Source organism: Paenibacillus amylolyticus (assembly GCF_047302515.1).
Lineage (GTDB): Bacteria > Bacillota > Bacilli > Paenibacillales > Paenibacillaceae > Paenibacillus > Paenibacillus amylolyticus_G.
In genome coordinates this window covers 3,982,563-3,996,873 of sequence record NZ_CP168019.1, presented here as the reverse complement: position 1 = coordinate 3,996,873, position 14,311 = coordinate 3,982,563, and the positions used below count along the sequence as shown (strand labels likewise).

The 14,311-nt window shown below is 45.7% G+C and carries 11 protein-coding genes; 10 read left to right on the top strand and 1 reads right to left on the bottom strand.

Annotated features, from left to right (window positions below):
- Window positions 1-66: 66 nt before the first annotated feature.
- The gene (locus tag ACDJ59_RS17145) at window positions 67-1,608 is read left to right on the top strand and encodes a 2-isopropylmalate synthase (RefSeq protein WP_339300261.1); all 1,542 of its coding nucleotides are present in this window, start codon (window positions 67-69) and stop codon (window positions 1,606-1,608) included.
- 262 nt (window positions 1,609-1,870) lie between these two features.
- Here ACDJ59_RS17145 and ACDJ59_RS17140 read toward each other — a convergent pair whose 3' ends face one another.
- A complete protein-coding gene (locus ACDJ59_RS17140) occupies window positions 1,871-2,851 on the bottom strand; it encodes an aldo/keto reductase (protein ID WP_036610151.1) in 981 nt (326 codons plus the stop codon).
- A gap of 233 nt (window positions 2,852-3,084) precedes the next feature.
- On the opposite strand from ACDJ59_RS17140, the gene leuB reads away from it, so the two are divergent.
- The 9 genes from leuB to ACDJ59_RS17095 all read left to right on the top strand — a co-directional run bounded on the left by leuB (window position 3,085) and on the right by ACDJ59_RS17095 (window position 14,288).
- The gene (leuB, locus tag ACDJ59_RS17135; protein WP_017689651.1) at window positions 3,085-4,170 is read left to right on the top strand and encodes a 3-isopropylmalate dehydrogenase; all 1,086 of its coding nucleotides are present in this window, start codon (window positions 3,085-3,087) and stop codon (window positions 4,168-4,170) included.
- Between the two features lie 277 nt (window positions 4,171-4,447).
- Window positions 4,448-4,987, top strand: a complete 540-nt coding sequence (locus tag ACDJ59_RS17130; protein WP_036610146.1) for a peroxiredoxin — start codon at window positions 4,448-4,450, stop codon at window positions 4,985-4,987.
- Between the two features lie 356 nt (window positions 4,988-5,343).
- Complete coding sequence (locus ACDJ59_RS17125; protein ID WP_017689649.1) at window positions 5,344-5,760, top strand: hypothetical protein; 417 nt, start codon at window positions 5,344-5,346, stop codon at window positions 5,758-5,760.
- A 447-nt stretch (window positions 5,761-6,207) separates the two neighbouring features.
- Window positions 6,208-7,314, top strand: coding sequence for a PAS domain-containing sensor histidine kinase (locus ACDJ59_RS17120; RefSeq protein WP_036610143.1), 1,107 nt, complete (start codon window positions 6,208-6,210; stop codon window positions 7,312-7,314).
- A gap of 121 nt (window positions 7,315-7,435) precedes the next feature.
- The gene (locus ACDJ59_RS17115; protein ID WP_017689647.1) at window positions 7,436-8,401 is read left to right on the top strand and encodes an AAA family ATPase; all 966 of its coding nucleotides are present in this window, start codon (window positions 7,436-7,438) and stop codon (window positions 8,399-8,401) included.
- A gap of 4 nt (window positions 8,402-8,405) precedes the next feature.
- Window positions 8,406-9,521: a DUF58 domain-containing protein gene (locus ACDJ59_RS17110; RefSeq protein ID WP_036669763.1), complete on the top strand. Its 1,116-nt coding sequence runs from the start codon at window positions 8,406-8,408 to the stop codon at window positions 9,519-9,521.
- The gene (locus tag ACDJ59_RS17105) at window positions 9,518-10,831 is read left to right on the top strand and encodes a DUF4129 domain-containing protein (RefSeq protein ID WP_413404360.1); all 1,314 of its coding nucleotides are present in this window, start codon (window positions 9,518-9,520) and stop codon (window positions 10,829-10,831) included. Before ACDJ59_RS17110 ends, ACDJ59_RS17105 begins: the two co-directional genes overlap by 4 nt.
- Window positions 10,832-10,914: 83 nt before the next feature.
- Complete coding sequence (locus ACDJ59_RS17100; protein ID WP_047842252.1) at window positions 10,915-11,871, top strand: aldolase catalytic domain-containing protein; 957 nt, start codon at window positions 10,915-10,917, stop codon at window positions 11,869-11,871.
- A 290-nt stretch (window positions 11,872-12,161) separates the two neighbouring features.
- Window positions 12,162-14,288, top strand: coding sequence for an EAL domain-containing protein (locus tag ACDJ59_RS17095; RefSeq protein ID WP_413404358.1), 2,127 nt, complete (start codon window positions 12,162-12,164; stop codon window positions 14,286-14,288).
- Window positions 14,289-14,311 lie beyond the last annotated feature (23 nt).

Sequence of the window (14,311 nt, the reverse complement as noted above, 5' to 3'; positions counted from 1 at the left end):
CTTATGCGTGAGCCGCTATTGCTGGTTCAGAGAAACATATAATAACAAGTACAGGAGGTGCGAAGCGTGCGTAAAATCTATGTATTTGACACAACGCTGCGTGATGGAGAGCAATCCCCGGGAGTCAATCTGAACACTCGTGAAAAGGTGGAAATTGCCCATCAGCTCGAGCGGCTTGGCATTGACCGGATGGAAGCGGGTTTCCCGGCGGCATCTCCAGGTGACCTGGCAGCTGTCAATGCAGTAGCAAATGCAGTCAAAAATGTGACCGTAATTGGCTTGTCCCGTTCCAGAGAGCAAGACATTGATGCGGTTAAGGAAGCACTTAAAGGTGCACAGGACCCGTGCATTCACGTTTTCCTGGCAACTTCACCCATTCACCGCCAGCATAAATTGCGCATGGACAAAGCGCAGGTACTGGATACAGCTCGTTCCGCGATTCGTTATGCCAAGAAAACATTCTCGAAGATTGAATTCTCACTTGAGGATGCAGGTCGTACCGAGTATGATTTCCTCGTGGAAATGGTAAATATGGCTGTTGAAGAAGGTGCAGCCGTTGTGAATATTCCGGATACGGTTGGTTACCTGAGCCCATATGAATACGGCAACATTTTCAAACACCTCAAGGAGAATGTACACGGTATTGAAAAGGTACAGCTGAGTGCCCACTGTCATAATGACTTGGGTATGGCGACCGCGAATACACTTGCAGCCATTCTCAACGGAGCCGATCAGATCGAAGGGACGATCAATGGCATTGGTGAACGTGCCGGGAACACGGCGATCGAGGAAATTGCTATGGCACTGGAGACACGTCAGGAATTTTTCCAGGCGAAAACTTCGCTGCAGTTGTCTGAGATTGCACGGACCAGTCGTTTGGTTAGCCGTTTGACAGGTATGGTTGTACCTGGAAACAAAGCCATTGTTGGGGCAAATGCCTTCGCACATGAATCCGGCATTCACCAGGATGGCATGTTGAAGGAAAAAACAACGTATGAGATTATGACTCCAGAGTCCATCGGTCTGAAGGAAAGCAAACTTGTACTGGGTAAACATTCTGGTCGACATGCTTTCCGTGAAAGGTTGATTGATCTGGGATATGAGCTGGAAGAAGAAGCATTGAATCGTGCTTTCGCCCAGTTCAAAGATCTGGCTGATAAGAAAAAAGAAGTGACTGATGAAGATCTGCTCGCTCTAATTGAAGAGAAATTGCAGGATGCACCTGAGGTGTATAAACTGGAATCCATCTTCGTAACGTACGGAGATGAATCGATACCAACAGCCAAAGTCCGCATTGCGACGCTTGACGGTGATACAATTGAGAAGCAAGCAGAGGGTAACGGATCGGTAGATGCAATCTACAATGCGATTGACCAAGTAAGCGGGGAAGACGTAACGTTGTCTGACTATTCCATCAAATCGGTAACACATGGTAAGGATGCATTGGGTGAAGTACATGTTGTGCTGACTCAGAATCAGGTTTCGGTACAAGGACGTGGCGTAAGCACAGATATATTGGGTGCAAGTGCACGTGCCTATGTAGACGGTCTGAATCAATTGATTGAGAAGCGCAAGACATATACGAACCGTGTAAACGTTAACCTGTAGGCTTCAATGCAAGAAGCACGTACCCTTCATTGAACTTAACTATAAGCCGAGATACATGTATGCTGCTAGAATGATCAATCTTTAATTTAATGGATATATAGAAGATCGTTCGGCTTGCTTTGTTACGTGTAGTGAGGGACGTAAAGAGTCTGACTCTCCTGTGGAGGGTCAGACTCTTTTGCTTGTAATTATATAATTATGGCAGTGAAACACAGAACCTTTTCCACGATTACCTATTGCATTGGCTTACACTATCAAGCTATTACCACGCGTATGCATTAGGTGCATGTCCACCTGGGCCCGGGAAAATCTCATCCAGACGTTTGAGCACGGCTTCATCCAGAGTCACATCGAGACATTTGAGTGCGGTCTCAAACTGCTCCAGCGTACGCGGTCCGATAATCGGTGCGGTCACTGCCGGATTGGCTGCAACCCATGCCAAAGCCACCGTATCCTGTGGTTCACCGAGATCACGACACAGTGCGGCAAAGTCTTCAAGCTGAGTTTGCTGCTGCTCAATCCGTCCAGCGATGCCTCCGCTGCGTGTTCCTTCCAGCTTCTGCAGAGCGTTACGTCCCAGTAATCCACCATCCAGTGGGCTCCATGGAATGACGCCGAGGCCCAGCTCTTTGGCTGCGGGCAGTACTTCCAACTCGGGCAAACGACAGTTGAGGCTATATTTATGTTGTTCGGAAACCAGGCCGAGGAAATGACGATTCTTGGCTTCACTTTGAGCGATTGCAATCTGCCATGCAGCAAAGTTACTCGATCCTACATAACCGATTTTACCCTGTTGAACGGCATTCTCGAACGAACCCCACAGCTCGTCCCACGATATGGCAGGGTCTACATGATGCATCTGGTATAGCTCGATATGATCGGTCTGTAAGCGGCGGAGGGAACCCTCGAGATGCCGTCTGATTTTGTAGGCGGAGAGGCCAGCTTCGTTGTTGGGGCCATCTGTATCATCATGCATGGAGCCATAGACTTTGGTGGCCAGAACTACTTTTTCACGTCTGCCCCCACCCTGGTTGAACCAGCGTCCGATAATTTCTTCGGTAAGACCGGAATTCTCACCCCAACCGTAGATGTTAGCGGTATCAAAAAAGTTCACGCCTGCATCGAGTGCTGCGTCCATAATGCGAAAAGCTTCTTTTTCATCTGTAGCAGGCCCGAAATTCATGGTACCGAGACAGATTCGGCTGACCTTGAGGCCTGATTTACCCAAATACGAATATTGCATGTTGCTTATCCCTCCTGCGTACCTAATTTGAATTCAGCTATATTTTAACCCAGCCGGGAGGTCAGAACAACTTGGAAAGGCTAATCTCTATTGGCTTATAGGTAAAATCTATTAAAGTCATAGATTGTATATCTTGGTCAAATGACCTTGGAATATGATACAAAAGAGAGAGTTATTATGAGACGTTACTTTATGAATAATTAATGAATGAAATATAAGGAGTGGACAACCCAATGGCAGACGTGAAAAAAATTGCAGTTATTGCAGGTGACGGAATCGGCCCTGAAGTCGTAGCTGAGGCTGAGAAAGTTCTTAAACGTACAGAGGAAGTATTCGGTTATCGTTTTGAGACAGAACATGCATTGTTTGGCGGAATCGCAATTGATGAGAAGGGAACACCTCTTCCTGAAGAAACACTGAGCGTATGTAAAAGTGCAGATGCAGTCCTGCTTGGAGCGGTTGGCGGTCCAAAATGGGATAATAACAGCAAGGAGCTTCGTCCGGAAACGGGTTTGCTGGGTATTCGCAAAGCCCTTGGATTATTCTCCAACCTGCGTCCGGCTGTCGTATTTGATTGCTTGAAGGATGCTTCAACTCTGAAGCCGGAAGTACTTGAAGGTACAGATCTGATGGTGGTACGTGAGTTGACAGGCGGTATCTACTTTGGAGAGAAGTTCAGACGTGAAAGTGCACAGGGTGAAGAGGCAGTAGATACTTGTGCATATAATGTAACAGAAGTGGAGCGGATCGTTCGTCAGGCATTCGAAATTGCGCAAGGTCGTCGCAAAAAGCTGGCTTCTGTAGACAAAGCCAACGTATTGGAAACTTCCCGTCTCTGGCGTGAAGTTGTGAACCGGGTAGCACCAGATTATCCGGATGTTGAACTGGAGCATGTACTGGTAGACAACTGCGCGATGCAATTGCTGCGTCGTCCGTCCAGCTTCGATGTCATCGTAACGGAAAACATGTTTGGAGATATCTTGAGTGATGAAGCAGCGATGTTGACAGGTTCCATCGGTATGCTCGCATCTGCATCACTGGGAGAGGGCAGCTTCGGACTCTATGAGCCGGTACACGGTTCTGCACCGGATATCGCAGGTCAAGGCCTCGCTAATCCGATTGCAACCATTCTCTCTTTGGCGTTGATGTTCCGTACAACCTTTGGTTATGCAGAAGGTGCGGATGCTATTGAAGCAGCTGTGTCGGATGTATTGAACGCAGGACACCGCACGAGTGATATTGCTGTAGACAAGAGCACAGCGATCAGCACGACCGAAATGGGCGATTTGATCGTGGCGGCTATTCAAAAACAGGCGTAATTATATTACCAACTACAGGCAGCCCTTTGTTTCCAGTTATGGAATGTACAGAGGGCTGTTCCTTTGTCATTTTTGCCACGAAAAATCCTTATTTATAATGATTATAAAAAAATAATGTTTATAATCTTGACTTTGGGAAGTCCGGATGATAACATTTTACTTGTACTTGTTATCAAGTATCAAATTATTTTAATTACAGGAAAAGCGTACGCGTTTTTCTTGATGATGAGCAATCCGCAAGGATGCTTACATAATCCCAAAGGAGGAATTTTTAGTTATGGCAGAACGTTTGGTAGGTAGACCAGCACCGGATTTCGCAATGGAAACAGTATCGGGAGACGGACAAGACTTTGGTTCCGTTAAACTGTCCGATTATCGTGGCAAATGGCTTGTATTCTTCTTTTATCCTTTGGACTTCACATTTGTGTGCCCAACTGAAATTACAGCTTTGAGCGTTGCTTCCGAGCAATTTAAAGCTTTGGATACAGAAATTCTTGGCGTGAGCGTAGACTCCGTACACAGCCACAAAGCATGGATCAATACACCTGTAGACAGCAATGGTCTGGGTCAATTGAACTTCCCGCTGGCTTCCGATATCACGAAGCAAGTGGCTAAAGATTACGGCGTTCTGATCGAAGAAGAAGGCGTAGCATTGCGCGGTCTGTTCATCATCGATCCAGAAGGCGAACTGAAATATCAAGTGGTTAACCACAACGATGTAGGCCGTAGTGTTGAAGAAACACTTCGCGTACTGCAAGCACTGCAATCCGGCGGATTGTGTGCAATGAACTGGAAACCAGGCGACACTAACCTGTAAGCCAGATTAACTTGAACGGTTTTTGTTCAAGCCCTCATCCCGTTAGGGATTGAGGGCTTTTTGCACCCTTTTGGCGGAAGTTATCACGAAGTTAATCAAAAGTGTTTGAACAAGCAGCTAAGCGTGTTAATAATATATTAGAAGAAAGTCTTCTTTTTATCTGTTGAAAGAGGAATTGATGGCCTTTAAGGCGAATAGGGTATGGAAACCCGGTAAATATTCCGGTGCTCTGCATTTATAATCTGTACATGAATGTGATACACTGATGGAACTATTCCTTTTTGGAAGTGCTGTAAGTGTACGGGATGGCATTTTAACAAAAAAGTCCCGGCACGTAATAAGGAGGGTGAACAAAAATGAGTTACTGTTGTGGGGCAAGTATGGTTGGAACGAAGGGCACGCTGAAGCATTACCGCACCCAGGTTCATAATGTTCCCCTGCTGTTTTGCCCGGTGTGTCACCGGGTTGAGGTGCATTATAAAGTGGAAAACGAATACGAAATCCTGGCTGAATATGCGCATGGAGACGGTGCATCCGAGATCGACTTTCAAGATTATGTTACAGAAGATGAGGATGCGATTTTTGAAAACTGTGTAAACCGTGAGAGCGAGGATGCCATGGTCATTGTGCAGCGCCAGATTGATATGGCTCTGGATTTGCTCAGGCTCGCGAAGGAAACCAAAGACGAGAAGTGGGAAAGCGAACTTAAACGTCGATTAGCTGTGATGAGTCAGCGCAGACTGAAAATTCAGCATAATAAGACCGGACTATAGATGATCTCGGATATATCACCAATTAAAGATATTAAAAATGAAGCTGATTTGCCTACTGGGTGAAACGGCTTCGTTTTTGTGCTGTGTTCTGGAACTAATTCGAGGTTTTTTTTAAAATAATTTCCATTCGACACTTTCTCCGATTGACTCTCTTCTATAAACTTGTCTATGATAAAAACAGACTTGCAAAAGAGGCGGAGCAAAAAATGTTCGTGTTTGGGAATAGGAGAAGGTCAGAATGGGACAAACGTATATGATTTTCCGGATCGACTGTTGGTTACCGGGAATAGACCAGCTTGAGTTCCGGCCATGCCATCCATATTTTCGGCTCAGCCCCCCAACGAAAGGGCACCGGTAATGAAAAATAAAATCGGCCCTTCCTGTTTCTGTGATGATATGATGTCCGAATGGCAAGTTTATCATTTACGTGAAAAGGAGGAACCTGACATGATTAGTGAATTTCAGGATACAGTGCCTCAACCAACGGATGGTTTCCCGCCTGTGCATCTGGATAACAACAAGTACGAGAATGTACTGGAACATCTGGATAGCGGTATTATGTTGTTTGACAGTCACGGTGTATTGACGTTTATTAACGTTCAGATGGCAAAGTTGTTGGAACTTCCAAGAAGTCTGTTGAGCGGCTGCACCCTGATGCAAATGCTGCATCATCCGCAGATGAGCCGATTCAAGAAAAAGAAAATTTTACGTATCTATCGGGAAACTATTTTTCATCGTAAGCGCTATCATGAATTGATTGATGAATACGGAAGGCATTGGCTGGTTACTGTGACGTACGGTGATCAGATGGATGGCGACTTCTTGTTCAGCGTCAAAGATGTATCTGATTATAAACAAATTGAACAGACCGCTTATCAAAATGACAAACTTGCGATGCTGGGGCGAATTTCAGCATCTATTGCTCATGAAATTCGTAATCCGTTGACTGCAATCCGTGGGTTCATCCAACTGCTCAGGCCCCATTTGCTGCAGCTCGGCAAAGACGAGTACGCTCGAATCATACTGACGGAGATTGATCGGGCGAATGACATCATCTACGAATTTTTGAATTCTTCCAAACCGTCAGCTCCACAGAAGACCGTGATATCCGTCGACTCTTTGCTCAAAGAGGTGGTCTTGCTGACCGAAAGCGAAGGGTTGATGAAGGGATGCGAGATCGTACTGGATGAAGGGGATGCCCCGCTGAATGTGTCCATTGATGTCAAACAGATTAAGCAGGTTATTTTGAATATGGTGAAAAACGCAATGGATGCCATTGAGGAAGTTGGCGAAGAACATACGGGTCTAATTCGAATATCTACCGCCACGGAAAACAAGTTCGTGCAGATCTCCATCGCGGATAACGGTCATGGGATGGACCATAACACGCTTGTACGTCTGTTTGATCCATTCTTCACGACCAAGGAGAGCGGAACGGGGCTTGGACTTTCGGTGAGTTACCGGATCATCAAGAACCATGGAGGTACCATCTCTGTGGATAGCAAAAAGGGCGAAGGCACGCGGTTTATAATTATGTTACCCTTGGTATATTGAGAAAAGCGGGGAGTCGAGGAGTTGGCCATTTGCCAACTCCTTTGTTTTATGTTGCCAATAACGGTTATAGTTAGTAATGAATGCGAATACATAAGCTCCATAACGGAAGGATGAGATGCAGATGGAAATCCAAGGAATGGAACGAATGAATCAACAACTGATGGATCACGTGGGAAAAGTGATTGTGGGAAAAGAGCATACGATAGAGCTGGTGATGACAGCGATCATAGCGTCAGGACATGTGCTGCTGGAGGATGTACCGGGTACTGGGAAAACGATGCTCGCCAAATCGGTAGCCTCTTCATTGGACTGCACATTCCAACGGATACAGTTTACACCGGACTTGCTACCCTCTGACTTAACAGGAATTCATTTTTTTAATCAAAAAGAAGGGGATTTTGAATTCCGACCCGGCCCCTTGTTTGCCAATCTTGTACTAGCCGATGAGATTAACCGTGCTACACCGCGTACACAATCAAGCTTGCTGGAGTGCATGGAAGAGCGTCAGATCAGTATCGACGGTTCAACGAGACAGCTGGAACGGCCATTCATCGTTATCGCCACCCAGAATCCTGTAGATAACCAAGGAACTTTTCCGCTACCAGAAGCGCAGATGGATCGTTTTATGATGAAAATTCGCATGGGTTATCCAAGCAGTGAAGAGAGTGTAGAAATTTTGAGACGTACGGTAGCCAGTCGTTCTGTTGATGATCTCTCAGCAGTGATCAGTCGTGAAGAACTTTTGAAGGCGCAGGATACGTATAAAACAGTGCAGATCAACGAAGATCTGCTACGATATATCATTCAGTTAACCGAAGCGACAAGGCAACATCCCGAGCTCTCGCTTGGCGTAAGTCCACGAGGGGCTCAGGCATTACTCAAGGCAAGTCAGGCATGGGCTGCACTGCATGGCAGAGACTTTGTTTTGCCTGATGATATTAAAGTACTGGCGGAACCTGTGCTGGCCCACCGACTGGTATTCCGTAACCGGATCAGACAACAAGAGGGCTTGGCGGAGCGTATCATCCAGGAACTTCTGAATCAGACAGAAGTGCCTACGGAGAATCTCGCTACAAGCGGGCGTTAATCTTATGGCCTTATTATGGCTTGTCCTTGTTGGAGGCATTGTCGTTGTTATACATGGTGTGTGGTTTGGACGACCTGCACTGCGAAAACTCAGGTACAGCAGACAATTCAGCAAGCTACGTTGTTACGCTGGAGATGAACTTGAGATGGTGGAGACGATATCGAATGAGAAACGAGTCTCCGTACCGTGGCTCAGACTTGAATCGATGATGCCAGTGTCGTTTGTATTTCGTTCCGGCTCAGGTATGGATATTAGTCAAGGCGAGATTTATCAGAACCATAAGAGTATTTTTACGTTAAAACCGTTTACTCGTATTACGCGCAAGCATCCTTTTACATGTACTCAGCGTGGGATTTATCCATTAAATACAGCAACGATGACAGGTGGGGATCTCTTTGGTGTGTGGCGTTCCACCAAACCGATTCCTTTGCAAATGTCTATGATCGTGTATCCTTCATTAGTGAATGCAGAGGATCTTCCTGCAATTTATCAGGTATGGCAGGGAGAAGTGGAAGTATCACGATGGATCGTTGAAGATCCTTTCTTGATCCTGGGTGTTCGGCCTTATGGTGCAGGGGACCCCATGAATCGTATTCACTGGAAAGCGAGTGCACGTACAGGTGAATTACAAGTCTACAAGCAGGGATGGACGGCTGATCCGCAATCCTGGATTGTAGTCAATATTCAGGAATCTGCAGATATGTGGAGTGTTGTTACTCGACCGGAAAAGATTGAACGGGCACTTCGTTACGCTGCCACGGCTGCAGTGGATGCCATCGGTAGAGGGTTGCCAGCAGGTTTCGCCCATAATGGTTATCATGTGGGTGGAGGCCGAGATACACTTCGGATTGAGCCGGATTATGGCACGCCCCATCTGGAACGGTTACTGGAAGCTATGGCTGAGACAGAGTTGAAATGCATGGTGCCCATGGAGCAATTCCTGAATGATGAAGTACGTCTGAATGAAGAAGCACAGCAAATCCGCAGCTATCTGCTGATTACATCCTATGTATCTGCCGCTATGGAGCACGAGATTGCACGTCTGCACGAACAAGGACATCGTGTAACGATTCTCCCGGTAGAGGACGTGAAGGGTAATACGAAGGCGGTGAGTGCATGAGGAACAGACCGGTAGCGACGACCACAGGACTCATAGCAATGCTTGCCGTCTTGATGGCTGGCATATATCTTTTTCCGATATTTACGCTTGCTTCATTCTACGCAATGGAACATTTGCCGTACACATTATTCATCCTGGTTGTTCTTGTAGGTTGGTTGGGACAGTTCATTCAGCATAAAATTCCAGGTTTTAGCGAGAAAAGTACACTCATTCGTGGACTAGCGGCACTCGTCATAGGATTTCTCTTCGCACTCGTTGTTGGGATGAGCCTTATTCTCCCGTTGCCGGATATCATCACATTGGTACTGTGTGGAGTCATATCGGCTTATACAGGTCTGACCTTCCAGCCAGTCTTTCATTCAGTGTTGTTATGGCGCTTGCAGATTATGGGTGTAATCAGTGCAATCGTGCTTATGATTGCTTCGAATTCGTTGGAATTCATGCAGCCGATACGAACCTATACCCTATGGATCTATATTGCGGGAGTGATCAGCTTTGCCTTTTGGTTGGTTGGACGATATATGCTGCAACTGGATCAGGCAATACTCAATGACGGCAAGAGAAGATTGGTATTAAGAGATTTTGCACGTGCGAATCATCAGCGGTTCATGTGGATGTTTATTGTTATCGTCGCGATTGGTGCTTTCCCAAGTCTGGCTGCCTGGCTGGGACCGCTACGTGATCGCTTGCTCGCATGGATCAGGGGATGGTTTGGTCCGATTTCCGGCGAGGAGCCACGATTACCAATGGACAACCCCAATCAGCCGCTAAATATACCGAATGACTGGAGAGAGCCGCCATCCGAGCCCTCAGTCTTCTGGAACATCCTCGGATGGGTAGTGATGTGTGCTGTAGCAGGAGCAATTCTGTGGCTGCTTCTGAGGTTGGGACAAAAAACGATAAACAGACTTATGGACCGATTCAAGGGGATGTTACAACCAGGTGAAAAGAAGGCAGAACCACGGACGGAGTATATCGATGTCAGTGAGACGCTTGATGCGCCAGCAAAAGTCCGAAAGAATTGGTTTCGCAAGAAAGAGGCGCCACCTGCACAGGATGCTGAACGTGTTCGGTATTACTATCGGACTTGGATTGAAAGAGCCGCTCATCGAGGCGTGGAAATACAGGGGACGCACACTCCGCTGGAGGCTGCACAGACCATTATTCAGAATGGTATGAAGGTAGAAGAAGATGAGCTGTCTGCGAGACTGCCAGATACGTATAATGCCGTCCGTTATGGAGAGAAAGCTCCCGATCGTTCCGATATGGTTGAGATTGACCGAATCTGGAGATCTTATCGAAGTAAATAAGTCCGGAATCCCTTTACTTTTCTTGTCACGTTCAAGTATCATGAGAGGAATACACAAGTTGGTCAGAAAAGGAGCAGACATTAATGAAGACAAATCATTGCAAAATTGTAGATTGTACGATCCGTGATGGCGGATTGGTGAATAATTGGGACTTTAGCGTGGACTTTGTTCAACAGCTATATGCTGGATTGAATGAAGCTGGCGTTGATTATATGGAAATTGGATATAAGAACTCTCCGAAGTTGCTTAAAGGTGCCGAGGAAGCAGGACCATGGCGTTTCCTGAACGATGATTTCCTGCGTAAAGTTATTCCTCAAAAAGGAAATACCAAACTGTCTGCACTGGTTGACGTTGGACGTGTGGACGAAAATGATATCTTGCCTCGCAGTGAGAGCATGCTGGATCTGATCCGGGTTGCCTGCTACAGCAAAGATGTGGACAAGGCACTTGCACTGGTTCAAACATTCCATGATCGTGGATATGAAACTACACTTAATATTATGGCACTCTCCAATGTTATGGAGAATGAATTGCTGGAAGCATTTGAATTGATCAAAGAAAGCGCTGTGGATGTTGTTTACATTGTAGACTCCTACGGTAGCTTGGACCATAATGATGTGAAATATCTGGTAGAGAAGTTCAAGACTCACTTGCCTAACAAACGTCTTGGTGTTCACACACATAATAATATGCAACTTGCGTTTTCTAACACATTGGTTGCGGCAGAACTTGGCGTCGAACTGCTTGATGCTTCTGTGTATGGTATGGGCCGTGCTGCTGGAAACTGTCCAACCGAATTGCTCGTAGCTCATCTGAAAGGAACAAAATACAATCTGCGTCCAGTACTTGGTGTATTGGAACAGTTGATGGTTCCGCTCAGAGAAAAAGAAGAATGGGGTTACATTCTGCCTTACATGATTACAGGTGCGTTGGACGAGCATCCACGTTCAGCAATGGCGATTCGCTCATCGGAAGACAAGGATAAGGTTGTTGATTTCTATGATAAATTAACAACACCAGAAGTGAATTTTGATAAGTAATATAGTCTGAAATACAGTTGTAAAATAGGAAAACATGGACTCTAACTGGAGATCCATGTTTTTTTAGTTCTTAATGCCTTGTTTTTCTATATATTTGTGAATAAATATTCCTAGGAGTAACTATTTTTTAGTTCACGTATACAAAATTAAATGTTATTATGTACCAGATAGCATGTGTATGCATGTGAATTGAACGTTGGTTAATATGTTTTTTTGTCGAATCGTGTAGTAAGTTGTTGAGTTTGGTTAATGTAATTCAGGATAGGTGATCCCGGGAAGGAAAACACGGCATGAAGGTTAATCTGCAAGATCAGAGAAAAATAAGTTGGGTCGCTGTGGGCGGCTTATTATGTTTCCTCGCAAGTCAATGGTTTCGTTCTTCTTCAAGCTCTGATCTGATCATATCGGGTTATCCGGTTTTGACACTCTTGGGTGGATTTGCTGCGGCAGCGGCTTGTATCGGCATCTACAATCAAAGCTGGTTGTTTCGGACACAGAAGCTAACTCTTCGGAGGACATTATTGACAACACTCTTTTTATTGATTGGTCTGTTTGAACTGGTTCATATCGTTTCATTTGCAGAAGAGATTCCAAATGGAGCCATGATGGAATCGGAGTTCTCCTTAATGATGTCAACTATGGGATCTTTGGTATGTTCCGTAGGTTTACTGCTCGTGTATACCTTAAATGAGAAAGAAATTGCATTACCACGCAAATTCTTACTGTTCAGTGGGACATTGGGTACCTTTGTTATTTTGTACATACTGGCTATTCAGGAATGGAGCATGTTGCCGAGTATGCTTGATGGGGAAGTGCTTGGTGGTATCTTCACCCGAGTTCATCTTATGGTTGGATTGCTCTATGGCATTATTGCAGTTCTTTTGTTTGTACAATGGAAAAAAAACAAAGACGGTGATTTACCAACCATTCTATGTGGCATTCTGTGTTTCTTTTTTGGTGAATGTTATTTTGTTTCAGCAACTGGGGTGAACGATCTCAATCTATTATTAGGATTGCTGAGTAATTGTATGGCATATTTTTTCATTCAAAAAGGGCTGTATACGTCCGTAGTGGACACACCTTTCCTGCAACAGCAGGTCGCGGAAGCCAAGATGAACTATATTGCTCATCATGATGATGTAACGGGACTTCCAAACCGTCGTCGCCTTTCACAGCAGTTGAAAAAGATGATGGATGATGCCGTGGTGCAGGAACAGCTTGTTGGTGTATTGGTCCTGAATATTAATCGGTTCAAAACCATTAATGATTCGCTCGGACAGCAAGCAGCTAACCGTGTTTTGCGTCAGGTAGGTCAACGACTGAAACAATTGTCCCTTCCAGGAGAAGAAGTCTTTGGATTGGGAAGAGATGAGTTTGCATTAACGATGACAGATTTCAGTTCAACCGATACAGCGTTGCGTCGGACAAGATCCATTTTGCAACTTTTTGAGAAGCCCGTCTTGGTTGATGGCAATGAGTATCATCTGACACTTGGAATTGGGATGGCCATTTTCCCACATGATGGGGAGTCACCACTGGAGATTATTCAGAATGCTGATACGGCTTTGCACAGTGCTAAGGAACAAGGAATGGAACTGAATCGTTTTGCCCATGCGATGCAGATGAAGGCACAGGAGCGTTTGCAGCTTGAGAATGATCTGCGCAAGGCGTTGGATCGAGGTCAGTTCTACCTGGTCTACCAGCCGCAGGTTAATCTGCAAAGTGGGCTAATCGTTGGCATGGAAGCCTTGGTGCGTTGGCAGCATCCGCAACGAGGCTCGGTATCTCCGGCGGACTTTATTCCTCTGGCAGAAGAGAGTGGGCTCATTGTGCCACTTGGCGAATGGGTGCTTCGTGAAGCGTGTGCACAGAACAAACAGTGGCAGGAAGCCGGTTATCGTAAACTGTGTGTTTCAGTGAATCTGTCGATGAGACAATTCAGGCACTCCCATTTGTTGGACAATATCAATGGCATTCTCAAAGAGACGGGACTAGAGCCTGTATGGCTTGAACTGGAGATTACAGAGAGCATGACATTTGATAAAGACCGGTCATTCGAACAGTTGCGCAAAATCAAAGAAATTGGTGTGCATATCAGTATTGATGATTTTGGAACGGGATACAGCTCGTTGCACTATCTGAAGGATCTGCCAATTGATCGGCTCAAGATTGACCGTTCATTTGTGAATGAAGTCATGGAGGACAGCAATAACGCCGCGATCGTATCTACCATCACTTCAATGGCGCATCATTTACAACTGAAAGTCACAGCTGAGGGCGTGGAGAACGAAGATCAGATGGTCTTTCTTCGCAATCAACACTGTCACGAGGCTCAGGGTTATTTCTTCAGCAAACCGATTAAAGCCGCTGAATTTGAAAAGCAGTTTTTGAGAGATGTGGATAAGCCTACAGGATAGGGAACAGCGGGGGCGCGAGGGTG